The following is a 25935-nucleotide window of genomic DNA, read 5'->3' as shown; positions in this document are numbered from 1 at the left end:
CTACCGGTACTCGACCGTCAGCGTCACCGGCGCGTCCCGGTTCACGAAGAGGTACGCCGTCCCCGTCGGGGCGGCAGCGAAGCCGAGCCGGAACTGGGTGACCCCGCCCCGGTTCAGTGCCGCCAGGGCCTGCGCCGACAGGTCCGTCGACACCGCGCTCCCCGAGGCGAACGCGTCGATCCGGGCCGCGCCCGCCACCGAGGCCGCCGCCGACCAGTCACCGGCCTCGACCGCGCAGCCGCCGAAGCAGCCCGAGCGCAGATCCACCAGGAGCCGGTTGCCGGCCGGCGAGGCCCACGGGTCGCCCGAGCCGCTCGACCGGGTGACGGTCAGCCAGGCCCGGGTGATCTCCTTGCCGGCGGGAATCCGCGAGGTGTCGAAGGAGACCACCAACCGGTTCACCCTGCCGTCCGTGCCCCGGCCCAGCGCCAGCCCGTACAGGTCCTCCAGGGTGCCGACCGAGGCCCCCGAACCGTCGGCGGCGGCCTTCACGTAACCGTCCTCGGCGTCGGTGCTCGACAGCACCGTCCGGCCGGACTCCGGGGGCGTCCCGGTGCCGCGCAGCGCGCGGACCATGCCCATGACGGCCTCGATCTGCTTCCCGCCGTGCTGCGCGTAGGCCGTGTCGCCGAGGTAGCCCCACCAGTTCCAGCAGCCGTTCGGATTCTCCAGGGTCGCGGTGGGCGCCGCCTGCGGATAGAGCACGATCATGTCGTTGGTGTCGGCGTACTCGTTCAGGTACGCGCCTTGCACGAACCGCGTCCCGAACCCCTGGTAGGCGTACCCCTGCTTGCAGCCGTGCAGGGCCACGAGCAGCCGGCACCGCGCCCCCTGCGCACAGGACGCCGGGACGTACGCGAAGCCCTCCCCGCCCATCGAGACGGCCGCCGCCGAACCGCCCGGCGCGTACGCGTTCTGGTCGAAGCGGATCAAGGAGCCTCCGGTGCCCGATCCGGGCGCCGCGACCGCACCGAGGAGGTGCCCGAGCAGCGCCCCCTCCGCGTCGGTTCCGCAGTCGTTCAGATACGGACTCTGCGTCACCGCGCAGGTGTTGGGCCCGAGCGGTGTGATCCAGGCGTGCCCCGCCGCCGTCGACCGGTCGTAGGCGACCCGGGCGCCGAACCGGCCGTAGTAGTCCGCGAGCGCGTCCGCCACCGGACGCTTCACCGTCGAGTCGCCCGAGCCGCTGAACACGTACACGGGATCACCGGCCAGGTTCTCCACCGGGTCGATCCGGCCCTGCGCCGACCGGTCGCGGGTGGACTGCTCCAGGGCCGCGAGCTGAAGGTTCTGCGTCGTGTCCATGCAGGCGTTCAGCGCGGTGGCGAGCTGGCCGCGGGCACAGTCGTAAGGACCCGAGGCGAACATCGCGGAGCCCTCGAACGTACCGGAGTACGCCACGTGCAGCTGGGTGGCCATGTAGCCGCCGGACGAGACGCCCGCGCTGTACACGGACGAGATGTCGTACGCCCCCAGCGTCCCGGGCACGGGCGAGGGAGCGGCGGCCCCGGCGGGGACCGCCGACGGGAGCAGGCCCGCGACGGCGCACAGCAGCAGCGCCGCGAACCTGCGCGGCCTTCGGGTGCGGAGGGGACGGAGGGGACGGGGTGAACGCATGGGGTCTCCCGGGCGGCTCGTACCTGACGGAGGGTCGGCCGGGAGGCTACGGGCGCTCGCGGGCCGTCCTCCATGGGCGGGGACGCCACAATCGGGCCCGCCCGCTATGGCGGCCCGTCACCTGTCGGGCCGCCCCCGGGGCACCTGCCCCGAGCTGCGATGATGCCGCCATGGATCTTCACGGGACGAAGGACGCGCGACTGGCCGAGGCCGTCGCCCTGCGCGGGGCAGGCCACAAGGAGGAGGCCCGCGAGCGGCTCGTCGCGCTCGCCGCCGAGCATCCCGGCGACGCCGGGATCGCCTACCAGACGGCCTGGGCCCACGACGTCCTCGGCCTGGAGGCGGAGGCCGTGCCGTACTACGAGAGCGCCCTCGCGGGCACCGGGCTGACCTCCGACGACCGGCGCGGGGCCCTCCTCGGCCTCGGCAGCACCTACCGGGTCCTCGGGCGGTACGAGGACGCCGTCGCCCTCCTGGCCGGCGCCGTCGGGGAGTTCCCCGAGGACGGCTCCCTGAAGGCCTTCCTCGCCATGGCCCTCTACAACACGGGCGGCCACCACGAGTCGGTCCGGCTGCTGCTCCGGCTGCTCGCCGCCACCAGCGAGGACCCGTCGGTACGGGAGTACCGCGCGGCCATCGAGCACTACGCGGAGGACCTCGACGCGACCGGGTGAACCCGGAGCGGTCCGAGTGCGCCGGTCCCCGGCGCGCGGGCGTTCAGTCGTTGACCGCCGTCAGGATCACCACCGCGTCGTCCAGGGCGGTGAGCCCGTGCCGCTCCTTGGGGATCATCCGCAGCGTGCCCGCGGGGAGCTCCTCCGCCCAGCCCGCGGCGGTCAGCTTCACCCGGCCCCGCAGTACCTGGAGGCTCGCGGCCGGCGGCGCGTTGTGCTCGTCCAGGGACGTTCCCGAGGTCAGGGCGATGACGGTCTGGCGGAGCACCCCGTCGTGCATCATCAGATGGGCGCTGCGCCCGTGCGGCGCGGAGTGGGCCGCGGCCAGGTGCTCGTCGGCGAGGGCGGCGAGGTCCAGGATCATGTCTCTCCCTGCGGGGTGCGCGGCCGGATACCCCCAGCCTCCCGCGTGGCGTCGGGGACGCAACTCGGGACCGCCGGCCGTGCGGACGGGCCCGCGGGGGATCAGCCGCCGGCCCGGGGGACCAGGGCTCCCGTCAGATGGTCGTACGCCACGTGCGCATGGAGCCGGACGGCGGTGACGAGGGTGTCGTCGTCCGCGTAGAAGTGCGGATTGTGGTTGGTCACCAGACCGCGCCCGCCGGGGGTGGGCACCGGCCGCCCCTCGGCGTCCAGGACCGCGTCCTGCACGCCGAGCATCACGTACAGACCGCCGAACCGGTTCACGAGCTCGGAGACGTCGTCGTACCCGAGCGTCGCCCCCGTCTCCACCACGCGCTCCTCGCCGACCACCCGCCGGAAGGTCGGAAGCCCGGCCTCCACCCAGGGCGCGGTGTTGTGCACGGGCGGCACCGGCTGCAGGTACTCCACCGTGGCCGTCGCCCCGTACGCCGCCGCCGAGTGTTCCGCGAGCGTCGTCAGCCGCTGCTGCACCCGTGCCATGTCGGACTCCACGGCGCAGCGGACCGTGCCCCACAGCGTCACCGTCTGCCCGACGATGTTGAAACGGCCGACGTCCTCGACGTGCCCGATCGACACCGTGACCGGGTCGAAGGCCGAGACCTGCCGGTACAGCTGACCGATGCCCGTCAGGACGGCGCCCACCGCCGGCATCGGGTCGACGCCCTCCCAGGGGGTCGACCCGTGGGTCTGCCTGCCGGTGACGACGATGCGGACGAGCGTGGACGCGCCGTACTGATTGCCGATCCGGTACCCCACGTACCCCTTCGGGTGCGGCGTCACGTGCAGCCCGAAGGCCATCGTCGGCACCGGGCCGGTGAACGCGCCCGCCGCGACCATCGCGCGGGCCCCGCCCTCCTCGGTCACCGGAGGGCCCTCCTCGGCGGGCTGGAACACGAAGAGGACGGTGCCGGGCAGCCGGTCGCGCACCCCCGCCAGTACGTGGGCGGCGCCCAGCAGCGCCGCCGTGTGACAGTCGTGTCCGCAGGCGTGCGAGACGGGGAAGGGCCCGCCCGGATAGTCCGCGTCGACCGTCGCGGAGGCGAACTCCGCCCCGCACAGGTCCTTGACGGGCAGGGCGTCCATGTCGGCCCGCAGAGCCACGACCCGCTCACCGGGCGCGCCGCCGCGCAGGACGCCGACGACCCCGTGCCCGGCAATGCCGGTGCGGACCTCGTCGAGGCCGAGGGCGCGCAGCTCGTCCGCGACGAGGCGGGCGGTGTTCACCTCGCGGTTGGACAGCTCGGGATGCCGGTGCAGGTGGTGCCGCCAGGCCACCACCCGGCCGGCGACCGAGGCCGCGTGCTCGTCGAGTGCGTCGTGGATCGTCTCGCCGCCCATGCGGGCATCGTCGCACCGGAGCGCGAACGGCGCACGCCCCCGCCGGAAGGACGGGGGGCGTGCGCCGTTCATGCGGATGCCGGGCGTCAGCCGGTGAAGACCTCGGTCAGGGACCAGATCGCCAGACCGGCCATGCAGACGCCGCCGATGCGCTGCACGGTCTTGAGCGGTACGCGCTTGGCGATGAACCGGCCCGCGACCAGGGCCAGCGCGGAGACGCTCATGAGGGCGGCGAGGGAGCCGATCGCCGTCGACCAGGTGCCGTTCGTGGCGGCGAGGTTGGCGGTGGTGATCTGGGTGAGGTCACCCCACTCGCTGATGAAGACGGCCATGAAGGCGGTGGAGAAGACGGGCAGGAAGCCGGTGACGGTCCTGCCGCCCTCGTCGGCCTCGTCGTCGCCCCCGCCGCGCAGCAGCATGAACGCGCCGAAGCCGAACAACAGGGCCGAGACCAGCTTCACCGACCAGCCCGGGAGCAGCCCGAGCAGGCTGCCGGCGCCCACGGCGATGGCGACGTGCGCGAGGAAGGCGGTCGAGGTGCCGAACCAGACGTAGAGAGGACGCATGCGCGTGCCCATGGCGAGGGACGCGAACATCGTCTTGTCGGGAAGCTCGGCGAGGAAGATCAGCCCGAAGGCGGTGAGGATCGCCAAGGGGTCGAGGTGCATACCGGGGCTCTCTGCTCGGTCCGGGCCGGTGGACTCGGCGCGACACCTCGATGGGCGACGGGAGGACCACTCGGCCCGGCATGACGGACCACGCCCACGGAAACGCGGACGCGGTTGTTGCCTGGCCGAAGGTCTCGCCCGTCCGCGTCGTACGTGCTGTACGCGGACCCGGTCACCGGGAACCCGGGGGTTCCAGTATGTCGACGACCGGTTTGCGGGGCTACTCCCCTTCGCTGTCCCCGAGTGTAACCGACCGGCGCGCGAGAGTGGGTAGACACTGTCTACTCGCTGTTGGTAGACAGTGTCCATGCATGACGAGACGGAAGATCATCAGGCCCGTGGGGGCGACGGCGGCGACGGGCAGGCCGGGGGCGGTGACGCGGCGGACGACGGTCTGCGCGGGCGGCTCGTCCGTGTCGGCGTCGAGCTGGTCAACGCCGAAGGCGCCCAGGCCCTCTCACTGCGCGAGATCACCCGCCGGGCCGGTGTCTCCCACGGCGCCCCCCGCCGCCACTTCCCGACCCATCTCGACCTCCTGTCGGCCATCGCCCGCCAGGGTTTCGCCGAACTGAGCGCGCGCGTCGCCGCCGAGGACCGGGAGACCGCCGCCCCGCGCGAACGGATCGCGCTCCTCGCCCGTACGTACCTCGACTTCGCCGCGGCCCGGACCGGCATGTACGAGCTGATGTTCCGGCACGACCTCCTGGAGAGCGGCCGCCTCGGGCTGCGCGGGACGAGTCTGCCGCTCTTCGCGCACCTCACCGGACTCCTCGCCCGGGTCCGCCCCGGCGGCGACCCCGCCGTCCTCGCCGGCGCCCTCTGGGCCAACCTGCACGGGATCGCCCAGCTCCGGCACTGGGGCAGCCTCCGGCTCGCGACCGGCGAGGACGACCCCGCCCCGTTCCTCGCGGCGATCCTCGACGCCCACCTCGGCCCGGCGGAGCCGACGCCGTGACAGATGATCCCGGCGGAGCCGACGCCGCCGCCGTGACCGGGGCCCGTGACGCCGCCGCCGTGACCGGGGCCCGTGACGCTGCCGCCGTGACCGGGCGCCGCGCCCCCGTCCTCGCGTGCAGCGTCGTCGGCGCGGCCGTCGTCGCCCTCGACGGCACCGTCCTCACCGTCGCCCAGCCCGTCCTCCAGGACGACCTGGGCGCCGACGTCGGCCGGGTCCAGTGGACCAGCACCGGCTACCTCGTGGCCGTCGCGAGCCTTCTCGTCCTCGCCGGCCGGCTCGGCGACCGCTACGGACACCGCCGGGTCTTCGCCCTCGGCGCCCTCGGCTTCGCCGCCGCCTCCACCGGCATCGCGCTCGCCCCCGGCATCGGCACGGTGATCGCCCTGCGTGTGCTCCAGGGAGTGTTCGGGGCGCTCCTCCAGCCCGCGACCCTCGGCATGCTGCGGACCGCCTACCCGCCGGAGCGGCTCGGCACCCCGATCGCCGTCCGCACCGCCGCCATCGGACTCGCCGCCGCGGCCGGCCCGCTGATCGGCGGCGCCCTGGTCTCCGCGTACGGCTGGCGCTCGGTCTTCCTGCTCGGCGTCCCGCCGACCCTGGCCATCGGCGTGCTCGCCCTCGTCACCCGGGAACGGCCCACGGGACCGGGCCGGTCCCGCGAGGCGGGTCCCGCCGCCCTCGACCCCGTCGGCGCGGTGCTCCTCGCCGTCACGCTCGGGCTGCTGGTCCACGGGCTCGTGGAGACGGCCGGGCCCGGCGGCGCGGGGACCGGGGCGCTCGCCTGCGCCGGGGCCCTGACCGCCGGGACCGCCCTCGCCCGGCACGAACGCCGGGTCGCACACCCCCTGCTGCCCCCGGCGCTGCTCCGGAGCGTGCCCGTCCTCGCGGGCCTCGCCGCCCTCCTCGCCGCCTCGGCGGCCCTCTTCGGCTCGCTGTTCGTCGTGACGTACTTCCTCCAGCACGTCCAGCGGCTCGACCCCCTCGGCTGTGCGCTCCGCATGCTGCCGCTCGCCGCCCTGATGGTGCTCGGAGCGCCGCTCTGCCCACCGCTCCAGCGGCGGTTCGGCCCCCGGCGCACGGCCGCCGCGGGCGCGGCACTGCTCACGCTCGGGGTGCTCGGGCTCGCCCGGCTCGACGCCACGGCCGGACCGGTGCCGGTGGGCGCCGCCGCCGCGCTGCTCGGCGCCGGGTTCGTCACGCTGATGGTCATCGCGACCTCGGTCGTCGTGCACCGCGCGCCCGAGGCCCACGCCGGAGTCGCCGGCGGCCTCCAGCAGACCGCGATGAACATCGGCCCGGCGCTCGGTGTCGCCGTCGCGACGCTGCTCGTCGCCCTCGTCCCGCAGGGCGGATTCGTCCCGGCCGGGGGTGTGGCCCTGCCGGTCCTGGCCGTGCTCGCCGGACTCGCCCTCCCCGCGGCCCTCGCGCTCCCCGCCGAGGCCGCGAGCCCCGCGGGGAAGCCGCCGTCGGGAGGGGGGCCGGCGCGGAGGCGGACACGCCCGGGCAGCGCCGCACCGGGGACCCGGCGTCGACCGTGCGTACGATCATGAAATGCCCGCAGGTCACCGGGGCCGACCCGGCACAGCGACGCGCACCCAGTTCAACCTGGGTCGCGCGCTGCCCTTCCTGGTCCTGGTCCTGACGTTCCTCGCGGACGTGGCCACCCCCGACCGGGAGCGCTTCGACCGCCTCCTCGTCGCCGCCCCCGCGCTCGCCGCCGTCACCTGGAGCGTGCGCGGGACGATCGGCATCGGTCTGCTCGCCATGGGCGCCCGCCTGCTGCTCGGCGTCATCCGCGGCGAAGGGCTCGTCCCCGAACTCGTCGCCAGCGAGGTCGTGCTCGCCGCCGTCACCGTCGCGGCGGCCTGGGTCAGCCGCGTCCGGACCCGCTACGAACAGGACCTGCGGGAGCTCACCGCCGTCGCCGAGGTGGTGCAGCGGGTCGTCCTGCGCCCGCTCCCCGCGCACCTCGCCCGCTACGACCTGTACCTGCTGTACGTGGCGGCCGCCGCGAAGGCGCGGATCGGCGGCGACTTCTACGAGGCCGTACGGGTCCCCGGCGCGGTCCGGATCATGCTCGGCGACGTCCAGGGCAAGGGACTCGGCGCGGTGGAGACCGCCTCCGTCCTCCTCGGCTCCTTCCGCGCCGCCGTCAACGACGCCCCCGACCTGGCGGTCCTCGCGGACCGGCTCGACGAGGGCCTCGCCCGCTACGGGGCCTGGGACCCCGACTCCGACGCCGCCGAACGCTTCGCCACCGTCGTCCTCGTGGAGCTCCCCGACGGCGAGGACATCGCGCGGCTGCTCAGCTGCGGCCACCCGGCGCCCCTGGTCCAGCGCGGCTCGCAGGTCGACGCCGTGGAGTTCGCCGATCCCTCGCTGCCCGTGAACCTCGCCGGGCTCGCCGACTCCCGGCACCGCGTCGAGGAGGTGCCGTTCGGTCCCGGCGACCGGCTGCTGCTCTACACCGACGGCGTCAGCGAGACCCGCGACCGGGCCGGCACCTTCTACCCGCTCGAACCGCGGCTGCGCGGGTGGGCCCGGGAACCGGCCCGGAACCTGCCGGACATCCTCCACAAGGACCTCGCCCGCTACGGCACCGGCGGACTCGACGACGACATCGCCGCCCTGATCGTGGTGTATCCGCCCGAGCGCACCACGGTCGGCTCCGTCTCGTCGCGAACCGGATGACCTCGGCCCGTCGGCGGCGCCCCCAAACATCGGGTCAGGGGCGTGTGGTGTCGTTCGCGCCCGGTCGCGCGACACGTGCGCCGTTCGCACGCTCTGGTCGCTCCGTTCCCCATAGGTGAGGCTTGCCTTCGTTCGCGCCGCGGACGGTCACCAGTCAAGGCGAGAGGAACGGGTGCACGTGCCCCAGGACTACCCCTTCACCACCGGCTCGTCCGAACACTTCCCCGGCTTCCCGGACATCAGGGCGGGGCTGACCGCCGCCGAGACCTCCCGGATCACCGGACGCGGCCTCTGGGCGGCCGACGGAACCGTGGACCCCGGTGCCGTCCGTCTCGGCCAGACCCTTGCCAACGCGCTCCTCGGCGGCCCGACCCGGGACGGCGACGAAGGACCCGGAAGCGAGCGAACCGAGGGCGAGGGAACCCGCGGCGCCGGGGACCTGCTCCCCGCCGACCTCGCCGCGTACGTCGAGGAGGTACGCGGCCTCGCGGTGCCCGCGTACCACCGCATCGAGGGCGCGGACGAGGACGTCCGGCTCTCCGCCTTCAGCCTCCGGCAGCGCGGTCCCGGACCGCACCCGCTCGTCGTCGTCCCGGCCGGCTGGACCCCGTTCGGCTGGCCGCTGTTCCTCTGGTCGTACCTCGTCCTCGCCCGCAAGGGCTACCACGTCCTCGCCTACACGCCCCGCGGCCTCGGCATCCCCGGCCTGCCGTCCACCTCCACCGGCTTCGTCGACGTCGCGGGACCCCACGACTGGGCCGACGGCTCCGCCGTCATCGACTTCGCCGTCGACCACTTCGCCCCGGGCACCATCGGCTTCATGGGCGAGTCCTACGGCTCCGGCATCAGCCAGCTCGTCGCCGCCCACGACGACCGGGTCGCCGCCGTCGTCGCCCTCAGCACCTGGGGCAACCTGGCGACCAGCCTGTACGACCACGACACCCGCCACCTCGCCGCGGTCAAGGCCCTCCTCGCCCTCACCGGCGGGCCGGTGGAGTCCACGTTCGACGAGGCGAACCAGCGGATCCTCGCCGACTTCCAGGCCGACCGGAACCTGGAGGGCGTCGTCGCATGGGGCCGGCTGCGAGCCCCCGAGTCGTACCTCGACCTGACCAACGACAAGGGCACGCCGACCTTCTTCTCCCACACCTGGCACGAGAGCCTCTTCCCGGTCAACCAGGTCCTGGAGACCTTCAACGGCCTGGAGGTGCCCAAACGGCTCAACATGTGGATCGGCGACCACGCCGCCCCGGAGGGCCCCGCACTCATCGGCCCGCCCGCCGTGCCCGGGGAGAGCGACCTCCCGATGGCGGAGGCGTACGCCTGGCTCGACCACCACCTCAAGGGCGAGCCCAACGGAGTGCCGGACTGGCCGGAGGTCTGCAACCAGGTGATGTTCACGTACACGACGGAACCGGTCCCGGAGGCGGGGAACGGCGAGAACCGGATCGTCACGCCCGCCCGCCGCGAGACCCGCCCCGACTGGAGCGAGGTCACCACCGCCACCGAGGTCCTCGGACTCACCGGCGACGGCGCGGGCGGCGCCGACGGCCGCCTCCTCTCCGCCGGCGGGGGCGTGCCCGTGGGCGAGGGCACCGGCTGGCGGCGCGCGTTCCTCGCGGGGGTGGACACCGAGGCCACCGCCATGGACGCCCTCCTGAAGACCGGCCAGGCTGAGTGGGCGGGAAACCCCAAGATCTACGACACCCGCAAGATCGACCGCAGGCACGCGCTCGCGTGGACCACCGAACCGCTGCTCCCCTCCGGCGGGGAGGAGACGGCCGGCCGCCGCGTCCGGGGCATCCCGCGCCTGCGCCTCACGGTCCGCTCCACCGCGAGCTCCGCCAGCCTCTACGCCCACCTCCTGGACGTCGCGGAGGACGACACGGCCCGGATCATCTGCCACGAACCGCTCAACGTCCACGGTCTGACGCCCGAGCGGGACACCACGGTCACCTGGCGACTCCAGGCCGCCGCCTACGACATCCCCTCCGGCCACCGGCTGATGCTGGTCGTCGACAGCAAGGACCCGCTGTACGGCGACGCCTCCGTCACCTGGACGCAGACCGTCGTGGGCTCCCCGGAGAGCGAACCGTCGTACCTGGAACTGCCCCTCGGCTGACCTCCGGAAGCCGGGAGCGGGAGACCGGCCGGCGGAGGGGTACGCGGGCGCGTGGGCCCGCGTACCCCTCCGCCGCCGCGTCACACCACCGGGGCGAGCCCCAGATGCTCCCGCAGCGTGGTGCCCGTGTACGCGGTCCGGTACACGCCCCGCTCCTGGAGCTCCGGCACGAGCAGGTCGACGATGTCGTCGAGCCCGTCCGGCACCAGGTACGGCGAGATGTTGAAGCCGTCGACGGCGCCGTGCCGGACGAACCGCGCGAACTTCTCCGCGAGCCCGCCCGGCGTGCCCACGTGGCCCCGCTGCGGCCCCAGCTCGATGACCGTCTCGCGCAACGACCAGCCGTTGGCCTCCGCGCGCGCCCGCCACTCGGCCACCACCGCCCGGGGGTCGTCCACCCAGCGGGTGCCGAACGTCCCCGTGTCCCGGGCGACCACCGGTTCCTCGGCGGGCAGCGGTCCGTCGGCGTCCCGCCCCGCCAGGTCGATGCCCCACAGCCGGCTCGCGATCCCGAGCGCCACCGCCGGAGTGACCTGCGAGAGGCGTACCCAACGCGCCTTCTCCTCGGCCTCCTTAGGGGTCGCCCCGATGACGATCTCGGTCCCCGGCAGGATGCGCAGCGCGTCCTCGGCCCGGCCCGCCGCCCGCAGCCGCCCCCGGACGTCCTCGGCGAAGGCCAGCGCCTCGCCGAAGTCCGTACCGTGCGCGGAGAAGACCACGTCCGCGTTGCGGGCGGCGAACTCCCGGCCCTCCCCGGAGTCACCGGCCTGGAAGATCACCGGATGCCCCTGGGCGCTGCGCGGCAAAGTCGGTGCCAGGTCGACGTCGAACTGGGCGCCCCGCGACCGTACGCGTCCCACCGCCTCCGGCACCGACCAGGAACGGGCCTCGGCCGAACCGGCGACCGCGCCCTCCGCCCAGCCGTTCCACACGGCGCGTGCCACGGACAGGAACTCCTCGGCCCGCCGGTAGCGGTCGGCGTGGGCGAGGAATCCGCCGCGCCGGAAGTTCTCCCCGGTCCAGGCGTTGTGGGTGGTGACCACGTTCCAGCCGGCCCGGCCGCCGGACAGCAGATCGAGCCCGGCGAGGCGCCGGGCGAGGTCGCCGGGCTCGTTGTACGTGGTGTTGGAGGTGGAGACGAGACCGATCCGCTCGGTCACGGCGGCGAGCGCCGACAACTGGGTGATCGAGTCCGGCCGGCCGGCCACGTCGAGCTCGTGGACACCGCCCTCCGACTCGCGCAGCCGCAGACCGTCCCCGAGGAAGAAGGCGTCGAAGAGGCCGCGCTCGGCGGTGCGCGCCACCCTCAGGAACGACGCCGGGTCGATCTGCGAACCGCTCGACGGATCGGACCAGATCGTCCAGTGGTTGACGCCCTGGAAGAAGACCCCGAGATGCAGCCGGGCATCCGGGCGGGGCACGTCGGTGGGATCGGTGCGGGTCATCGGGTCTCCTCCCGGACGGGCGCGGCGGTGCCCTCGGACGTGAAGCGGCTGACGGGCCGGGCGAGGCCCAGGGAGGTGCGCAGGGTGGTGCCCGGCAGCGGCCGGGCGGCGACCCGGCGGACGAACAGCTCCGGCAGGACGAGCCGGGACAGCACCGCCAGGTCCTCGTCGAGGACCAGCGGACGGAGCCGTACGCCGTCGACACCCCGCTCGGCCAGCTCCGCGAGCAGGGACACCAGCCCCTCGGCCGGGCCCGAGTACCGCAGGCGGTCGGGCCGGGCGGTCCAGGGGGCGTGTCGCTCCAGGTCGGCGATCCGCTCCCGGGCCGTCCCCTCCGGGGCGTCCAGGGCCACCTCGATCTCGGCGAAGGCGAGCGGGGTGCCGGCGGACCTGGCGGCCTCGGCGGCTTCGCCCGCCGCGACGGCGTCCGCACCACCGACGAGCGCCACATCGATCAGCCCGGCCGGGACGGGACCGGGACGGGCGAGCACTGCGGGCCTGCCCTGCGGCGGGCGCGGCACGATCGAAGGGCCCCGCACCGTGTACGTGTCGCCCGTGAAGTCGACGGCGTGGAGCCGCGACCGGTCGAGATAGCGGCTGGTGGCCACCGACCGGATCACCGCGTCGTCCTCCCACGAGTCCCACAGATCCCGTACGACCCGGAGCCCGTCACGGGCCTCGCGGGCGAGCGCTCCGGCCCCCTCGACCAGGGGCCTTCCCCAGGCGCGGGCGGCGGCGGGATCGTCCTCGATCCCCACCACCCAGCCCGCCCGCCCCGCCGACACGTGGTCGAGCGAGGCGAGCTGCGAGGAGACGTGGAACGGCTCGGCGTAGGTGGTCGCCACGACCGGCGCGACGCCGAGGACGCTGGTGGACGCGGCCACGAACGCGGCCCGCTCCACCGACCCGATCCGCCCCACCGGATCGGGTCCCGAACCCGGCGGCAGGATCGAGTCGTCCAGGGTGACCAGGGTGAATCCGGCGTTCTCGGCGACGGCCGCGACCCGGGCGAGCCGACGCGGGGTCAGCAGCTCGCCGGGGGAGTGCGCGGCACGGCGCCACGCGGCCGGATGGGCGCCGTCGCCGTCGATCTCGACGGCCAGGCGCAGGGCGGGGCGGGGCATGGGGAAGTCCTTCCGGAAGTCAGGAGCGCGCACCGGACCCGGAGGCGCGCGTAGGCGCGCCGGCCCGGGGCCGGGCGGCGGGACGTCGGGGAACGCGCGGACCCTCGCGGGGCGGGGTCAGGCGCGGACGGAAGGACAGATGGCCGAAGAGGTACGGCAGAAGTCGACGTGCCGACGGCAGACGAGGCACGCGCCCGCCCGGACGGGGGCGTACGGAGCCGTGCGCGCTGCGAGCACGTGCGCCTCCCCCCGGCCTCGGTCCCGTCCGGGTACGGACGGCGACTCCTCACCTTAGGCAGGCGGCGTTCGGGACTGTCAAGGTCGTCCCGCGCCCCGCGCCCCGCGCCCCGTGCGCTCCGGTGCGTCAGGAGGGCGCCGGGGGAGGGGAGTCGGGGCCGCGACCGGCGGTTCGACGGTCGGAACTCAGGGGGTACGGAACCGGAGCCGTGTCCGACCAGGGGCTGACCAGAGGTGGACCCGTGGGTGGACGTGCGGGCGCGTCCTCGGCGCATAGCGTGCCACCCATGTCCCGACTCACCCGGGCGGCGCTGACCGCCCTCCTCACCTGTTCCCTCGCCTTACCCGCCGCTGCCGCCACGGCGGCCCCCGAAGGGCCGCCCCGTGCCCCGGCCCCCACGAGTACCGCGCCCGCGGCGGCGCGGGCCGCCACGCTTCCGGCGCCCACGGGCCCGTACGCCGTCGGCAGCGCGGTCCTGCCCCTGGTCGACCGATCGCGCACCGACCCCTGGGTGCCCACGGCCGACGGACGGGCGCTGATGGTCACCCTCCACTACCCGGCCGCCCGCTCCGGCGGTGGACGCCCCGCCCCGTACGCCACCGGGGAGGAGGCACGACTGCTCGCCGAACAGCTCGACGGCGGCGTCTCCGGCGACGTGCTCGCCCGGACGCGCACCCACAGCAGGACCGACGTACGCCCCGCGCCGGGCCGCCACCCCCTCGTCCTTCTCTCGCCGGGCTTCGGCGTCTCCCGCTGGACGCTCACCACCCTCGCCGAGGACCTCGCCTCGCGCGGCTACGTCGTCGCCTCCGTCGACCACGCCTACGAGTCGTCCGGGATCAGCCTGCCCGGCGGCCGTACCCTCACCTGCGTCGCCTGCACGGCCCTCGACGAGGGCGGGGTGCACGGCAGCGTCGTCACCTCCACCCGCGCCGCCGACATGCGGTACGTCCTCGACCGGCTCACCGGGCCCCGCCCGGTCCGGCGGTTCGCGGACATGATCGACGCCCGTCGCATCGGCATGGCGGGACACTCCATCGGCGGGACGAGCGCGGCCACCGCGATGGTGGCCGATCCGCGCATCGACGCCGGCGTCAACATGGACGGGTCCTTCTGGGAGGACCTGCCGGCGGAGGGCCTGCGCGGCCGCCCGTTCATGATGCTCGGCACCCATGACGCCATGCACCTGCCCGGCGGGACCGACACCTCCTGGGACCGGACCTGGTCCGCGCTCGACGGGTGGAAGCGCTGGATCACGGTGGCCGGATCCGAGCACTTCACCTTCTCCGACGGGCCCGTGATCCAGCGGCACTTCGGCCTGCCGCAGTCCCCCCTGCCCACCGACCGGGCCGTCGCCGTCACCCGGACGTACGTCGCCGCCTTCTTCGACCAGCACCTGCGCGGACTCCCGCGCCCGGTCCTCGACGGCCCGGCACCGGCGAACCCGGAGGTCCACTTCCAGCACCGCTGACCGGTCGGAGGCGGCGCCGCTCAGGAGCGGTACGGGGTGTTCGCCTCCGCCCAGTCGGCGAGGGCCCGCGCGCACTCGGCGACCGATTCGCGCCAGCTGCGCGCGGCCCCGTCCCCGGCCTCGTCGCTGACGTGCTTCACGATGCGCAGCGGCACCCCGGCAAGACCCGCGGCGGCGGCGAGCGCATACCCCTCCATGTCGACCAGCGGAGCCCGCTCCGCGAGCCGGAGACGGGCGGCCTCGTCCGAGATGAACGCGTCACCGGTGGCCAGCACCACGTCGCCGCCGTCCGGCAGCGTCAGCGGGGCCCCGTACGTCTCCCCGGTCAGCGTGGCGAGCAGCTCGCCGTCCAGGTCGTGCTGCACCACGGTGCCGACGACATGGGTCCCGGTCCAGCCCGCCCGCAGCGCCCCGGCCGTCCCCAGGTTCACGATCCCGGACGGCCGCGGGCCGCGCGCCAGGACGGTCGCGAGCGCGGTCGCCGCGTTCACCTTGCCCATGCCGGTCAGCAGCACCGGCAGGTCCGTGTCCAGGTACTGCGCCTCCTCCTTGACGGCGAGGACGAGCAGCGGACGGCCGACGGCGATCTCTCCCAAGAGTTCCATGGAGGTCACGCTAGTTCGCGGGCCCGCCCGCCGTACAACCGGGACCTGCGATCATCCCAGCGAGAGGCCCCGCTCGGCGAGCGTCTCGCCGAGCACGCGCAGCGCCTTCGGGCCCACCCCGTGCAGGGCGGCGAGCTCGGCCGCGGGCACCCCCGCGAGCTGGTCGAGACGGGTGTAGCCGGCGGCGGCCAGCGCGCGGGTGGCGGGCGCGCCGATCGCGCGGGGGAACTCGGTGGCGGGGCGGTCGGACTGGTCGGTCATGGGGCGATCGTGCCACGGTCCGGGGCGCCCGGCCCGCTGTCCCCGGGAGATACGTGGCTTCCGCGTACGTCCGCGCCGCACTGCCGGAGCCACCGCCTCGCACGGGCGTCCCCACCTCACACCGGCAGCAGCCGGCCGATCAGCGTCCCCAGCTGGCGGGCGTTGCGGCACGGCCGCATCTCCACCAGACCGGCGTACGCCGGGGCCACCGAGTCACCCGTGCCCCACAGCGAGGGCTGCTCGGGATTGAGCCAGTGGACTTTGCGGGCCCGGTCCGCGATCCGCTTCAGCGCCGCGAGGTTCGGATCGGAGCCGTTGGTGCGGGCGTCCCCGAGGACGAAGACGACCGTGCGCGGACCGACCGCCTCCGCGTACCGGTCGGCGAACTCCCCGAGAGCGGTCCCGTAGTCGCTCTGCCCGTGCCACCCGGTCAGCTCGGCCTCCGCCAGGATGCGGTCGCCGAGCCCCGCCGGGTCCGCCGCGTCGCGCGCGATCAGCCCCGTCACCTCGTCCACCCGGTTGACGAAGGCGAACACCCGCACCCGGCTGAACTGGTCGTGCAGGGCCTGCACCAGCAACATCGTGAACTGCGCGAACCCCGCCACCGACCCCGACACGTCGCACAGCAGGACCAGCTCGGGCCGCCGGGGACGCCGCCGCCGGAGCACCGGACGCACCGGCACGCCCCCGGTCGACAGCGAGGCCCGCAGGGTCCGCCGCAGGTCGATCTCCCCGCGCGCGGCCCTGCGCCGCCGGGCGGCGAGCCGGGTGGCCAGCTTCCGCGCCAGCGGCCGTACCGTGCGCCGCAGCTCGTCCAGCTGCGCCCGCCCGGCGAGCAGGAAGTCCACGCCGTCCGCCGTGCCCGCCACCGCGCGGCGGGCGACCCGGTCGCGGCCCTGGCGCTCGGCGACACGGCGCCGCGCCTCGGTCCGCACCCGCTCGCGGAAGGCCTCGATGCGGCGCCGGATCTCGTCGTCGAGCAGCCGCTCGGTGAACTCGGGGTCCGCCGCGCCGCGCACCGCTCCGATCCGGTCCCGTACGCGGGCGAGCAGCGTCTCGGGGCGCACCCGGGCGAGCGTCTGGTACGAGGACCAGCCGTCCGAGCCGGGGGTGGAGCCGAAGCCGCCGAACCCGCCCACCGCCTCGGCGGCGAGCCGGTCGAGCGCGGCACCGTCCCCGGCGCCGAGGGCCTCGGCCAGTCGCTCGCGGAGCGCGGCGAGGTCCGCCGGGGTGTTCCCGTACGGCTCCGTCGGCCCGGTGTGCCCGAGCGGGAAGTACAGGTCGAAGACCTGGTCGAACACCGCACGCTGACGTTCCCCGTGGAGCAGTGTCGCCGCCAGCGCCTCCCGTACCCGTTCCCGGTCCGTGAAGCCGACCGCTTCGAGCGCCTGTCCGGCGTCCACGGTCTCGCCCGTCCCGATCCCGAACCCGTGAGCGCGGAGGGCCGCGACGAAGCCGGTGAGCCGACGGGCGGCGGAGGCCGCGGGCACGTCCGCCGGGGGAGTGGGCGGGTCCGCCGGGTTCACACCGTGTCCAGGTCGAGCTTGGCCGCCGCCTTCACGATGTCCTCCTGGTGCTTCAGCAGGACGCCCAGGGTCTCCCGTACGACCCGCTCGTCCAGGCGGTCCGCGCCGAGGGCGAGCAGCGTACGGGCCCAGTCGATCGTCTCCGAGACCGACGGCACCTTCCGCAGGTCCATCGCCCGCAGGGCCCCCACGACCCGCACCACGGAGGCGGCGAGCGCGGCGTCGAGCCCGGGGACCTTGAGCCCGACGATCCGGCGCTCCAGCTCCTCCTCCGGGAAGCCGATGTGCAGGAAGAGACAGCGCCGGCGCAGGGCCTCGGACAGCTCGCGGCTCGCGTTCGAGGTCAGCACGGTGAACGGGCGCCGGGTGGCGGTGATCGTGCCCAGCTCGGGAACGGTGATCTGGAAGTCGCTCAGAACCTCCAGGAGCAGGCCCTCCACCTCGACATCGGCCTTGTCGGTCTCGTCGATGAGCAGCACCGTCGGCTCGTCCGAGCGGATCGCGGTGAGCAGCGGCCGGGGCAGCAGGAACTCCTCGCCGAAGATGTCCGTCCGCGTCTCGTCCCAGGACTCGCCGCGGCCGGCGGTGATCCGCAGCAGCTGCTTGGCGTGGTTCCACTCGTACAGCGCGCGGGACTCGTCGACGCCCTCGTAGCACTGCAGCCGGACCAGACGGGCGCCCGTCACCTCGGTGACCGCCTTGGCGAGCTCCGTCTTGCCGACCCCGGCCGGACCCTCGACGAGCAGCGGCTTGCCGAGCCGGTCCGCGAGGAACACCGTGGTGGCGACGGCCGGCGACGCCAGATAGCCGGTCGTCGCGAGCTTGTCGGCGACGTCGTCGACGGAACTGAAGAATCCGGTCGTCATGGGCTGTCCCCCGGGGAGCGAAATCGCGTACTGACCAGTAGCCTTTGTCGTACTTGATCAGATCACGCACCGCCGCACAACCGCTCCGCGCAAGGTCCGTGCCGCGCGCGGGGCGCCGCCCGCTGGTGCAATGGGGGGACCGGGTGCGCCACACCCGGTGACCGCGCGGCGGTGGAGGTGTCGTGGCGGAACGGGACGCGGAACGGGTCCAGGCGCTCGTGACCAGGGCGCGGGCCATGGAGCAGGCGATCGGCGAGATCGGCACGACGCTCGACGAGACGACCACGTGCCGGGAACTCGTGCGCTTCGCCACCCGGCACCTGCGCGCCTCGGTGAGGGTCGATCTGGCGGCCGGACAACCCCGGACGCCGAGGGCGGACGGGGCGCGGACGACCACGGGGAACCCGCCACCGGACGGACCCGTTCCGTACGGCTCGGCCTCGTACGGCTCCGGTTTCCCTTCCGGGCCCGCCCCCACCGGTCCCGGTACCCACCGCCTCGCCGTTCCCCTCGCCGTGCACGACGAGAGGCCTCTCGGTACCGTCACCGTCACGCGTACCGCCGTCGGGCCCTTCACGGCCGACGACATGGCGCTGCTCCGGCACGCCGCCCGGCTCGCGGCCCGGCACCTCGGGCACGCCCGGCGGCTCGCGGCCACCGAGGACACCGCCCTGCACCTCCAGCGCGCCCTGGTCGCCGAGCCCGGCCGGCCGCACCCGAACCTGGAGATCGCCGGCGGATACCTTCCCGCCGGGCACCGCACCCTCGTGGGCGGGGACTGGTTCGAGACGGTACGGCTCCACTTCGGCCGCAGCCTGCTCGTCGTCGGCGACGTGATGGGGCACGGCCTGGACGCCGCCGTCGACATGAACGCCTACCGCACGGCCCTCCGTGAGGTCGCCGCGACCGATCTGCCGCCGCACCGGGTGCTGCGCCACCTCGACGCGGTGGTCGCGGAGGACGACGCCCGCCGCCCCGCCACCTGTCTGCTCGTCCGGGTCGACCCGGCCCGTGGCACGGCGACCTTCGCGAACGCCGGGCACCTGCCGCCGGCCGTGTTCGGCGCGGACGGCTCCGCCGAGCTCGTCGACCTCCCGGTGGGCCCGCCGCTCGGCACCGGCGTCGGCGGCTACGAACCGACGACCCGCCCGCTCGCCCCGGGCGCCACCCTGCTGATCTTCACCGACGGCCTCGTCGAACGCCGGGGCGAGGACATCGACGTGTCGCTCGCCCGGCTCGCCACCCTTCGGCTGCCCGCCGGTTCCGGTCCCCGCGAGGTCGTCGACGAGGTCCTGCGGCGACTGGAGGCACATGCGGCGGAGGACGACGTGGCCGTGCTCGCGGCCCGGATCCGCGCGCGTTCACCCCAGTGACACCGCGTCACTTCCGCCCCACGGGCGAAGGTGACGCACGGTCACACCGTCCCCGGGCGCGGCGGGATTCACGCCCGAGCGGGATTCTTCCGGCAGGACGCTTGTGCGCGGCCCCGGCGACCGTCACGCTCCTCGTATGAACACGGCCAGGCATGCCAGTGAACGTCTGATGAGCTGGCCCTCGCTGACCCCCGCCCGCGCCCATTGCGGCGCCGCGCTCGGACTGGGCACCGCGACGCAGGAGATCGTGCATTTCCACGGTGAGCACGAGGCCGACGTCCACCTCACCCGCGCCATGGTCGCGAAGCTGCGCCACGCGCTCCTCGGGTCGAGCGCGGTACGCCTCCGAGCCGGTTCCGGGTGGGTGACGGTCCGTCTGGACATGGGCTCGGACATCGACCTGCTCGCCACCCTGGTGAGCGCCGCCCTCCAGGCCAACGGCGTCCCCGACGTCGCCCCGGACGGCTGCACCCGCACCCGGCCGGTCCCCGGCCACCGCTGACCGGTGCGCCCGCCCGGGCGCGTACCGCCGCCCCGCACGCCCAGGCCCCACACACGCGTGCCCGGGGCCCGCCCCACGCGTGCGCGCGCCCGGGTTACGCGCGCGTGCCCCCGGATCCCTCCGCCGGGACCGGGAAGAGCATGCACGTGCTCGTCGCGTGGCCGAGCAGACGGTCCTCCGCGTCGTACAGCCCCGCCTCGGCGAGCGCCGTCCTGCGGCCCCGTGAGATCACCGTGCCGATCGCGCGGACCTTGCCCGTGGCGGTCGTGAGCGGCCGCAGGAAGCGGGTCGACAGATCGAGCGAGGTGTAGGCCATGCCCTGCGGGAGCGTGGAGTGCACCGCGCAGCCGGTGGCCGAGTCCAGCAGGGTCGCGTACACCCCGCCGTGCACGCTCCCGATCGGGTTGTAGTGCTCCTCGCCCGGCTCCAGGACGAACACGGCGCGCCCGTCCTCGACCTCCTCCAGGCTGAAGCCGAGGAGTGAGGCGATCGGGGGTCCGGGCAGCCGGCCCGCCACGATCTCCCGCAGGAAGTCCAGCCCGGCCATCGTCGCGGCGGCGCGCGCGGTGGCTCCGGCGTCCTCCCACTCGACCGTACGCGTCCGTGCCATGACCGCTCTCCGCCCGCCGTGGCCGGCTGGCTCCCAGCTGGCTCTGTACGGCGAAGCTAGCTGTGGCCCGAGCTGACTGTCAACGGCAGAGTCAGGTGGCTAGAGTGTGACGATGAAGTGGCTGGAGACCGACACGGAGAACTGCCCGGTCCGGCGCACCCTGGACCTCGTGGGCGAGAAGTGGACCCTGCTGATCCTGCGGGACGCCTTCAACGGGGTACGCCGTTACGACGAGTTCCGCCGGCACCTCGGACTCTCCGAGGCCGTCCTCGCCGACCGGCTCCGCAAGCTCGTCACCGCGGAGGTCCTGCGCGCCGAGCCCTACCGCGAACCCGGCGCCCGGACCCGGTACGAGTACCGGCTCACCCCGAAGGGCATCGACCTCTGGCCCGTACTCCTCGCCCTCAAACAGTGGGGCGACACGCACGCCGGAGAGCCCGAGGGGCCCGTCCTCGACATCCGGCACGCCGACTGCGACGCCCCCGTCCGCGTCGTCGTCCGGTGCGAGGGCGAGGAACGGGCCACGCTCACCGCCCGCGACGTCACCGTCCGCCCCGGCCCCGGCGCCCGCCCGCTCGGCCACTGACACCCGGCGGACGGCCCCCCGGCCCGTGATCCGAGGGCGCGCGCCCGCCCCGCCCTGCACCCGTTCGGCCGCACCGGGAGATGGCCCGCCGCCCGGCCGGGTACCGAACGAGGCATGCCCTCCACACCCGGTCCGCCGCGCGACGGTGCCCCCACCGACAACGGCCACTGGTTCCAGCGCCTGTACACCCAGGTCAGCGCCTCGCCCCTCGGGCTCGCCTGGAACCGCGGCCGTGCCATGGAACTCATGCACCGCGCCATGGGCTTCGCCGCGCTCAGCCTGCTCACCCTCGTCCCGCTCCTCATCGTGGTCGCCGCGGCCGACCTCGCCCGCGGCCAGGGCTTCGCCCGCTGGCTCGTCCAGGGCCTCGGCGTCTCGGAGGTCTCGCAGGAGCAGGTCGAGCGGCTCTTCGGCCAGCCGGGAGCGGCCCTGCAACGCACCACCGCCTTCGGTCTCGCCGCCCTCGCCGCCTTCGGCGTCACCTTCGGATCCGCCGTACAGACCGGGTACGAGCGGGCCTGGGACCTCCCCACCGCCCGCTGGCACACCATGTGGCGGCACGTCGTCTGGCTCGCCGTCCTCGTCGCCTGCCTCCTCCTCTTCGTCGCCACCCCGGCACCCGCCGAGTCCCCGGCCGCGGTCACCGCCCTGGTCGCCCTCGCCGACCTCGTCGGCACCTTCGTCTTCTTCTGGTGGTCGCAGCGCTTCCTGCTCTGCGGCCGCATCCGCTGGCGCGCCCTCGCCCCCGGAGCCGCCCTCACCGCGCTCGGGCTGCTGGGGCTGCGGATCTTCTCCCAGCTCGTCTTCTCGCCCCTGATCGCCTCGAACGCGGTGACGTACGGCCAGTTCGGCACCGTCCTCGTCCTCCAGTCCTGGCTCGTCGGCGTCGGCTTCGTCGTGTACGGAGGCGCCCTCGCCGGGCGCCTCGTCCACGAACTCCTCATCGCGCGACGGCTCCGCGGCCGTCCGTCCGCCGAGTAGCGGAGCTCACTGGTCCCGGCGGCGCACCGCCAGCACCGTCACCACCGCCGCGCCCACCGCCCACAGCGCGAACACCAGCCACGCGCCCCCCGCCGTCCACGGATACGGCTGCTCGAACGCCCCCGGCGCCGCGAGCCGCTGCCAGGCCTTCAGCGGTGTCGTGTGCGCGAGCACCGCGGTCGCGTGACGCCGCTCGCTCAGCACCATCGGCACGAACAACAGCAGCAGCACCGACCCCACGACGGAGACCGCGCTGCGCCGCAGCAGCGCACCGAGCGCCATCCCCGTCACCGCGCACACCGGCGCGAGCAGCGCCGACGCCACCACGAGCCGGAGCGCCCCCGGATGCGTGATCGGCAGCCCCGCGTCCCGCACCGAAAGGACGGCCTGCGACAGCCAGAACGAAACGCCCGCGACCACCGCCCCGAACCCGGTCTGCACCACCGCGACGACCAGCACCTTCGCCGACATCAGCGCGCTCCGCGCGGGCACCGCCGCGAAGCTCGTACGGATCAGACCGCTCCCGTACTCGCCCACCACCGCCACCGCTCCCATGGCGGCGGCGCACAGGATCAGGACGGTCGAGGCGTTCCCGGTGAACGCGTCGCCCAGGGCCATCTCGTTCGCCACGAAGTCCGCACGGCCCTGGGGACCGTACTGCCACCAGTACCGGTAGTGGTCCCACGCGGTGCCGACGTTGAAGGCGATCACGGCCAGCGCGCTCAGCAGCAGCGAGCAGCCGGTGGACCGCAGCGACCACAGCTTCAGCCACTCCGACGCGAGCAGGTCCCGGAACCGGGCGGCGGGCTCCTCGACACGGGAGCCGACGGTACGGGGCTCCGCGGTGGCAACGGCGATTTCGGTCATCGGGCGTCTCCCGCCAGGTATTCGACACGGTCGGCGGTCAGTTCCATGAACGCCTCCTCCAGGGAGGCGGTGCGCGAGGTCAGCTCGTCGAGCGCCACCCGGTGCGCCAGGGCGAGTTCACCGATCCGGGCGGCGGAGAACCCCGTCACCGTCAGCCGGCCGTGCTCCGTCACCACGTGCGCCCCCTCCGCGAGCAGCGACGGCGTCAGCGCCGAGAGGTCGGGGCCGCCCACCGTCACGCAGGGCCGCGCGCCGCGCGCGGCGAACTCCGACAGGCCTTCGGCCGCGATCAGGGCGCCCCGGCCGATGACGACCAGCTCGTCCGCCGTGTGCTCCATCTCGGTCATCAGATGGCTGGAGACGAAGACCGTCCGGCCCTCCGAGGCCAGCCGCCGGAACAGCCCCCGCACCCACTTCACGCCCTCCGGGTCGAGGCCGTTGAGCGGCTCGTCGAACAGCAGCACCGGCGGATCGCCGAGCAGCGCCCCCGCGATCCCGAGCCGCTGCCGCATCCCGAGCGAGTAGCCGCCGATCCGGCGCCGGGCGACCCCGGAGAGGCCGACCTCCTCCAGGACCGCGTCCACCCGGGCGAGCGGGATGCGGTTGCTCCGCGCCAGCACCGCCAGATGGGCCCGTGCGGTCCGCCCGCCGTGCATGTCCCCGGCGTCGAGGAGCGCGCCGACGTGCCGCAGCCCCCGCGGCCGGTCCGCGAACGGCCGTCCGTCGACCGTCACCGAGCCCCGGGTCGGCGCGTGCAGCCCGAGGACCAGCCGGAGGGTGGTGCTCTTGCCAGAACCGTTCGGCCCGAGGAAACCGGTCACGAGCCCCGGCCGGACGGTGAAGTCGAGCGCGTCCACGGCGGTCGCGGCGCCGTACTTCTTGGTGAGTTCCCTGACTTCGATCATGCCCACCACCATGCCGACCGGCCCCCGTCCCCGGCATCGGACCAGCGCCGACAATCGGCGCCCGCCCTGTCACCCGGGGTCGTACACCCACGGTCCGATGACCGTCCCGGGCCCCGCCCCCTACGATCACCGCATGTCCGCCACCTCGTCAGCCCCGCTCCTCAGAAGGGTCACCCCCGGTGGGTGGGCCGCGGTCGCCTGGTTCGCGGGAATGGTCTTCACCCTCCTCCTCCGCATCCGGCTGCCCGGCCAGGCGTCGGCCGACGTCATGGCGGGCGTGATCATCCCGCGCTGGGACGGCGTCACCGTGCTGCTCCTCGCCACCGGCCTCGCGCTGCGCGGCTGCGCACTCCTGACCCGTCGTCCGACCGCGTCCCTCCGGTACCTGCTCGTGGCCGCGGTGGTCTGCAGTACCCCGCTCGGCGTCGTCGCCATCCCGTTCGCGCAGTACCTCGCCGTGGACGTCGCGCTCTACACCATCGCCGCCGCCCGACCGCCCCGTGAGGCCGGGCAGGCGCTCCTCCTCGCCCTCGGCCTCGTCGCCGGATACCTCGTGGTCCGGCTGCTCTCCGGCTGGACCGTCGGCACCACCGACGGCCTCGCCGTCGCCCTCACCGCCGTCGTCGCCTGGCTGCTCGGCCGTTCGGAGGGCCAGAGCCGGGCCTACGCGGAACGGACCCGCGCCCAGGACGCCGCACGGGCCGTCACCTCCGAACGGCTCCGGATCGCCCGCGAGATGCACGACACGGTCGCCCACAGCATCGGCATAGTGGCCCTCCAGGCCGGTGCCGCCCGGCGGGTCATCGAGACCCAGCCAGCCCAGGCCCGGCAGGCCCTCACCGAGATCGAGACGGCGAGCCGCGAGACGCTCGCCGGACTGCGCAGGATGCTCGGCGCGCTGCGCACCGAGGAGCCGGGCGACCCCGGACCGCGTCCCGCCGGTGATGGACTGCCCGAGATGCCGGGCCTTGCCGCGCTCGACCGGCTCGCCGAGGCGACCGCCTCCGCCGGCGTCCGCGTCCTCGTCAGCCGGATCGGGGAACCCCGGCCGCTGCCGCAGGACATCGACCTGTCCGCCTTCCGCGTCGTCCAGGAGTCCGTCACCAACGTCGTACGGCACTCGGGCGCCGACTGCTGCACGGTCACCGTCGACCGGAGCGACCCCGGCTTCCTCATCATCTGTGTCGAGGACCCGGGCCCGGCACACGCCGCCACCCCAGGAGGCGCCCGTGCCCGGGGCGGCGGGGTCGGCTACGGCCTCGTCGGCATGCGGGAACGCGTCACCCTGCTGCACGGAGAGTTCGACGCGGGTCCCCGCCCCGGCGGCGGCTACCGCGTCACCGCCGGCCTTCCCCTCCCCACAGGAGCCACCACCCGATGAGCGAGACCACCACCGACCGGCCCGTCCGGGTCGTCCTCGCCGATGACCAGCCCCTGGTGCGGACCGCGCTCCGCATGGTCATCACCGACATTCCGGACCTCCTCGTCGTCGGCGAGGCGGCGGACGGGGCCGAGGCCGTCCGCCTCACCGAGGAGACCGGCGCCGATGTCGTGGTCATGGACCTGCGGATGCCCGGCACGGACGGCATCGAGGCGACCCGCCGCATCACCGCGGGCCCCACCGGCGCCCGTGTGGTCGTCCTCACCACCTTCGACGACGACGACCACGTGTACGGGGCGCTGCACGCGGGCGCGTCGGGGTTCCTCGTCAAGGACATGGCGCTGGACGACATCCTCGCCGCCGTCCGCGTCGTCGCCTCCGGGGACGCGCTGATCGCGCCGAGCGTGACCGGCCGTCTCATCAAGGAGTTCACCGGCCGCCCCCGGACGGCCCCGGCCGCGCCGCGCCGCGGCACCGAGGGCATCACCGGCCGTGAGCGCGAGGTCCTCACCCTGGTCGGACGGGGTCTCTCCAACACCGAGGTCGCCGCCGCTCTCCACATCAGCGTCGCCACCGCGAAGACCTATGTCACCCGCCTCCTCGCCAAACTGGAGGCCCGCGACCGGGTGCAGCTGGTGATCATCGCGTACGAGACGGGGCTGGTCTCCACCGCCTGACCTTCCGGCCGGCGCGAGCGGCACCG

At 74.6% G+C, this 25935-nt stretch carries 25 protein-coding genes; 12 read left to right on the top strand and 13 right to left on the bottom strand.

Annotated elements, in window-relative coordinates; genetic code table 11:
• Window positions 1–1617, bottom strand: a complete 1617-nt coding sequence (locus ASD33_RS31590; protein WP_056568456.1) for a PHB depolymerase family esterase — start codon at window positions 1615–1617, stop codon at window positions 1–3.
• A 170-nt stretch (window positions 1618–1787) separates the two neighbouring features.
• On the opposite strand from ASD33_RS31590, the gene ASD33_RS31585 reads away from it, so the two are divergent.
• On the top strand, window positions 1788–2291 hold the full coding sequence (locus ASD33_RS31585) for a tetratricopeptide repeat protein (protein ID WP_056568454.1): 504 nt from the start codon (window positions 1788–1790) through the stop codon (window positions 2289–2291).
• Window positions 2292–2334: 43 nt separating this feature from the next.
• Here ASD33_RS31585 and ASD33_RS31580 read toward each other — a convergent pair whose 3' ends face one another.
• From ASD33_RS31580 to ASD33_RS31570, 3 genes are all read right to left on the bottom strand, one after another.
• Entirely contained in the window at window positions 2335–2655 is a 321-nt protein-coding gene (locus tag ASD33_RS31580) for a hypothetical protein (protein WP_056568452.1), read from the bottom strand.
• A 101-nt stretch (window positions 2656–2756) separates the two neighbouring features.
• Window positions 2757–4052 (bottom strand): amidohydrolase, encoded by a 1296-nt coding sequence (locus ASD33_RS31575; protein WP_056568449.1) that lies wholly within the window; start codon window positions 4050–4052, stop codon window positions 2757–2759.
• Between the two features lie 86 nt (window positions 4053–4138).
• Window positions 4139–4720: a TMEM165/GDT1 family protein gene (locus ASD33_RS31570; RefSeq protein ID WP_056568446.1), complete on the bottom strand. Its 582-nt coding sequence runs from the start codon at window positions 4718–4720 to the stop codon at window positions 4139–4141.
• A gap of 307 nt (window positions 4721–5027) precedes the next feature.
• On the opposite strand from ASD33_RS31570, the gene ASD33_RS31565 reads away from it, so the two are divergent.
• From ASD33_RS31565 to ASD33_RS31550, 4 genes are all read left to right on the top strand, one after another.
• Window positions 5028–5675, top strand: coding sequence for a TetR/AcrR family transcriptional regulator (locus ASD33_RS31565; RefSeq protein WP_079045119.1), 648 nt, complete (start codon window positions 5028–5030; stop codon window positions 5673–5675).
• Between the two features lie 86 nt (window positions 5676–5761).
• Window positions 5762–7228 (top strand): MFS transporter, encoded by a 1467-nt coding sequence (locus tag ASD33_RS31560; RefSeq protein ID WP_079045131.1) that lies wholly within the window; start codon window positions 5762–5764, stop codon window positions 7226–7228.
• A gap of 1 nt (window position 7229) precedes the next feature.
• Complete coding sequence (locus ASD33_RS31555; protein WP_056568442.1) at window positions 7230–8369, top strand: PP2C family protein-serine/threonine phosphatase; 1140 nt, start codon at window positions 7230–7232, stop codon at window positions 8367–8369.
• 178 nt (window positions 8370–8547) lie between these two features.
• Complete coding sequence (locus tag ASD33_RS31550; protein ID WP_199863625.1) at window positions 8548–10491, top strand: alpha/beta fold hydrolase; 1944 nt, start codon at window positions 8548–8550, stop codon at window positions 10489–10491.
• Window positions 10492–10571: 80 nt separating this feature from the next.
• Here the strand turns inward: ASD33_RS31550 and ASD33_RS31545 are convergent, their stop codons facing one another.
• Window positions 10572–11936, bottom strand: a complete 1365-nt coding sequence (locus ASD33_RS31545) for an NtaA/DmoA family FMN-dependent monooxygenase (RefSeq protein WP_056568438.1) — start codon at window positions 11934–11936, stop codon at window positions 10572–10574.
• A complete protein-coding gene (locus ASD33_RS31540) occupies window positions 11933–13060 on the bottom strand; it encodes an LLM class flavin-dependent oxidoreductase (RefSeq protein WP_056568435.1) in 1128 nt (375 codons plus the stop codon). Before ASD33_RS31540 ends, ASD33_RS31545 begins: the two co-directional genes overlap by 4 nt.
• Before the next feature lie 524 nt (window positions 13061–13584).
• Here ASD33_RS31540 and ASD33_RS31535 point away from each other — a divergent pair.
• Entirely contained in the window at window positions 13585–14769 is a 1185-nt protein-coding gene (locus ASD33_RS31535; protein WP_056568431.1) for an acetylhydrolase, read from the top strand.
• Window positions 14770–14789: 20 nt separating this feature from the next.
• On the opposite strand, the gene ASD33_RS31530 is transcribed toward ASD33_RS31535, so the two are convergent.
• From ASD33_RS31530 to ASD33_RS31515, 4 genes are all read right to left on the bottom strand, one after another.
• Window positions 14790–15374: a nucleosidase gene (locus tag ASD33_RS31530; RefSeq protein ID WP_242427198.1), complete on the bottom strand. Its 585-nt coding sequence runs from the start codon at window positions 15372–15374 to the stop codon at window positions 14790–14792.
• Window positions 15375–15425: 51 nt separating this feature from the next.
• On the bottom strand, window positions 15426–15635 hold the full coding sequence (locus ASD33_RS31525) for a DNA-binding protein (protein ID WP_056568425.1): 210 nt from the start codon (window positions 15633–15635) through the stop codon (window positions 15426–15428).
• A gap of 116 nt (window positions 15636–15751) precedes the next feature.
• Window positions 15752–17161: a VWA domain-containing protein gene (locus tag ASD33_RS31520; protein ID WP_242427197.1), complete on the bottom strand. Its 1410-nt coding sequence runs from the start codon at window positions 17159–17161 to the stop codon at window positions 15752–15754.
• Window positions 17158–18027: a MoxR family ATPase gene (locus ASD33_RS31515; RefSeq protein WP_056568422.1), complete on the bottom strand. Its 870-nt coding sequence runs from the start codon at window positions 18025–18027 to the stop codon at window positions 17158–17160. Before ASD33_RS31515 ends, ASD33_RS31520 begins: the two co-directional genes overlap by 4 nt.
• Window positions 18028–18209: 182 nt before the next feature.
• Between ASD33_RS31515 and ASD33_RS31510 the strand changes: the two genes are divergently transcribed.
• On the top strand, window positions 18210–19400 hold the full coding sequence (locus ASD33_RS31510; protein WP_056568419.1) for a SpoIIE family protein phosphatase: 1191 nt from the start codon (window positions 18210–18212) through the stop codon (window positions 19398–19400).
• 136 nt (window positions 19401–19536) lie between these two features.
• On the top strand, window positions 19537–19902 hold the full coding sequence (locus ASD33_RS31505; protein ID WP_242427196.1) for a luciferase family protein: 366 nt from the start codon (window positions 19537–19539) through the stop codon (window positions 19900–19902).
• A 94-nt stretch (window positions 19903–19996) separates the two neighbouring features.
• Here ASD33_RS31505 and ASD33_RS31500 read toward each other — a convergent pair whose 3' ends face one another.
• Complete coding sequence (locus ASD33_RS31500; RefSeq protein ID WP_056568415.1) at window positions 19997–20512, bottom strand: PaaI family thioesterase; 516 nt, start codon at window positions 20510–20512, stop codon at window positions 19997–19999.
• A gap of 112 nt (window positions 20513–20624) precedes the next feature.
• Between ASD33_RS31500 and ASD33_RS31495 the strand changes: the two genes are divergently transcribed.
• Complete coding sequence (locus ASD33_RS31495; protein WP_056568920.1) at window positions 20625–21098, top strand: helix-turn-helix domain-containing protein; 474 nt, start codon at window positions 20625–20627, stop codon at window positions 21096–21098.
• A gap of 114 nt (window positions 21099–21212) precedes the next feature.
• The gene (locus ASD33_RS31490; RefSeq protein WP_056568411.1) at window positions 21213–22079 is read left to right on the top strand and encodes a YhjD/YihY/BrkB family envelope integrity protein; all 867 of its coding nucleotides are present in this window, start codon (window positions 21213–21215) and stop codon (window positions 22077–22079) included.
• Between the two features lie 6 nt (window positions 22080–22085).
• Here ASD33_RS31490 and ASD33_RS31485 read toward each other — a convergent pair whose 3' ends face one another.
• Window positions 22086–22946 (bottom strand): ABC transporter permease, encoded by an 861-nt coding sequence (locus ASD33_RS31485; protein WP_056568408.1) that lies wholly within the window; start codon window positions 22944–22946, stop codon window positions 22086–22088.
• Window positions 22943–23851: an ATP-binding cassette domain-containing protein gene (locus ASD33_RS31480; protein WP_056568918.1), complete on the bottom strand. Its 909-nt coding sequence runs from the start codon at window positions 23849–23851 to the stop codon at window positions 22943–22945. The genes ASD33_RS31485 and ASD33_RS31480 overlap by 4 nt, the downstream gene beginning before the upstream one ends.
• Window positions 23852–23984: 133 nt before the next feature.
• Here ASD33_RS31480 and ASD33_RS31475 point away from each other — a divergent pair, with 133 nt between their 5' ends.
• Both ASD33_RS31475 and ASD33_RS31470 read left to right on the top strand, forming a co-directional pair.
• Complete coding sequence (locus tag ASD33_RS31475; protein WP_063992009.1) at window positions 23985–25232, top strand: histidine kinase; 1248 nt, start codon at window positions 23985–23987, stop codon at window positions 25230–25232.
• The gene (locus tag ASD33_RS31470; protein WP_056568402.1) at window positions 25229–25909 is read left to right on the top strand and encodes a response regulator transcription factor; all 681 of its coding nucleotides are present in this window, start codon (window positions 25229–25231) and stop codon (window positions 25907–25909) included. Before ASD33_RS31475 ends, ASD33_RS31470 begins: the two co-directional genes overlap by 4 nt.
• Window positions 25910–25935 lie beyond the last annotated feature (26 nt).

Origin of the sequence: Streptomyces sp. Root1304 (genome assembly GCF_001426405.1) — a bacterium.
Taxonomy (GTDB): Bacteria; Actinomycetota; Actinomycetes; order Streptomycetales; family Streptomycetaceae; genus Streptomyces.
The sequence above is the reverse complement of the archived record's forward strand: the minus strand, read 5'-3'. Positions and strand labels throughout refer to the sequence as shown.

What these genes read in the sequence shown, in the direction of transcription:
- ASD33_RS31545 (WP_056568438.1), bottom strand. Translation starts at nt 11,936, where the DNA reads ATGACCCGCACCGATCCCACCGACGTGCCCCGCCCGGATGCCCGGCTG.
- ASD33_RS31475 (WP_063992009.1), top strand. Translation starts at nt 23,985, where the DNA reads ATGTCCGCCACCTCGTCAGCCCCGCTCCTCAGAAGGGTCACCCCCGGT.
- ASD33_RS31590 (WP_056568456.1), bottom strand. Translation starts at nt 1,617, where the DNA reads ATGCGTTCACCCCGTCCCCTCCGTCCCCTCCGCACCCGAAGGCCGCGC.
- ASD33_RS31495 (WP_056568920.1), top strand. Translation starts at nt 20,625, where the DNA reads ATGAAGTGGCTGGAGACCGACACGGAGAACTGCCCGGTCCGGCGCACC.
- ASD33_RS31470 (WP_056568402.1), top strand. Translation starts at nt 25,229, where the DNA reads ATGAGCGAGACCACCACCGACCGGCCCGTCCGGGTCGTCCTCGCCGAT.
- ASD33_RS31485 (WP_056568408.1), bottom strand. Translation starts at nt 22,946, where the DNA reads ATGACCGAAATCGCCGTTGCCACCGCGGAGCCCCGTACCGTCGGCTCC.
- ASD33_RS31565 (WP_079045119.1), top strand. Translation starts at nt 5,028, where the DNA reads ATGCATGACGAGACGGAAGATCATCAGGCCCGTGGGGGCGACGGCGGC.
- ASD33_RS31555 (WP_056568442.1), top strand. Translation starts at nt 7,230, where the DNA reads ATGCCCGCAGGTCACCGGGGCCGACCCGGCACAGCGACGCGCACCCAG.
- ASD33_RS31490 (WP_056568411.1), top strand. Translation starts at nt 21,213, where the DNA reads ATGCCCTCCACACCCGGTCCGCCGCGCGACGGTGCCCCCACCGACAAC.
- ASD33_RS31525 (WP_056568425.1), bottom strand. Translation starts at nt 15,635, where the DNA reads ATGACCGACCAGTCCGACCGCCCCGCCACCGAGTTCCCCCGCGCGATC.
- ASD33_RS31580 (WP_056568452.1), bottom strand. Translation starts at nt 2,655, where the DNA reads ATGATCCTGGACCTCGCCGCCCTCGCCGACGAGCACCTGGCCGCGGCC.
- ASD33_RS31515 (WP_056568422.1), bottom strand. Translation starts at nt 18,027, where the DNA reads ATGACGACCGGATTCTTCAGTTCCGTCGACGACGTCGCCGACAAGCTC.
- ASD33_RS31540 (WP_056568435.1), bottom strand. Translation starts at nt 13,060, where the DNA reads ATGCCCCGCCCCGCCCTGCGCCTGGCCGTCGAGATCGACGGCGACGGC.
- ASD33_RS31505 (WP_242427196.1), top strand. Translation starts at nt 19,537, where the DNA reads ATGAACACGGCCAGGCATGCCAGTGAACGTCTGATGAGCTGGCCCTCG.
- ASD33_RS31585 (WP_056568454.1), top strand. Translation starts at nt 1,788, where the DNA reads ATGGATCTTCACGGGACGAAGGACGCGCGACTGGCCGAGGCCGTCGCC.
- ASD33_RS31535 (WP_056568431.1), top strand. Translation starts at nt 13,585, where the DNA reads ATGTCCCGACTCACCCGGGCGGCGCTGACCGCCCTCCTCACCTGTTCC.
- ASD33_RS31480 (WP_056568918.1), bottom strand. Translation starts at nt 23,851, where the DNA reads ATGATCGAAGTCAGGGAACTCACCAAGAAGTACGGCGCCGCGACCGCC.
- ASD33_RS31570 (WP_056568446.1), bottom strand. Translation starts at nt 4,720, where the DNA reads ATGCACCTCGACCCCTTGGCGATCCTCACCGCCTTCGGGCTGATCTTC.
- ASD33_RS31575 (WP_056568449.1), bottom strand. Translation starts at nt 4,052, where the DNA reads ATGGGCGGCGAGACGATCCACGACGCACTCGACGAGCACGCGGCCTCG.
- ASD33_RS31530 (WP_242427198.1), bottom strand. Translation starts at nt 15,374, where the DNA reads ATGGAACTCTTGGGAGAGATCGCCGTCGGCCGTCCGCTGCTCGTCCTC.
- ASD33_RS31500 (WP_056568415.1), bottom strand. Translation starts at nt 20,512, where the DNA reads ATGGCACGGACGCGTACGGTCGAGTGGGAGGACGCCGGAGCCACCGCG.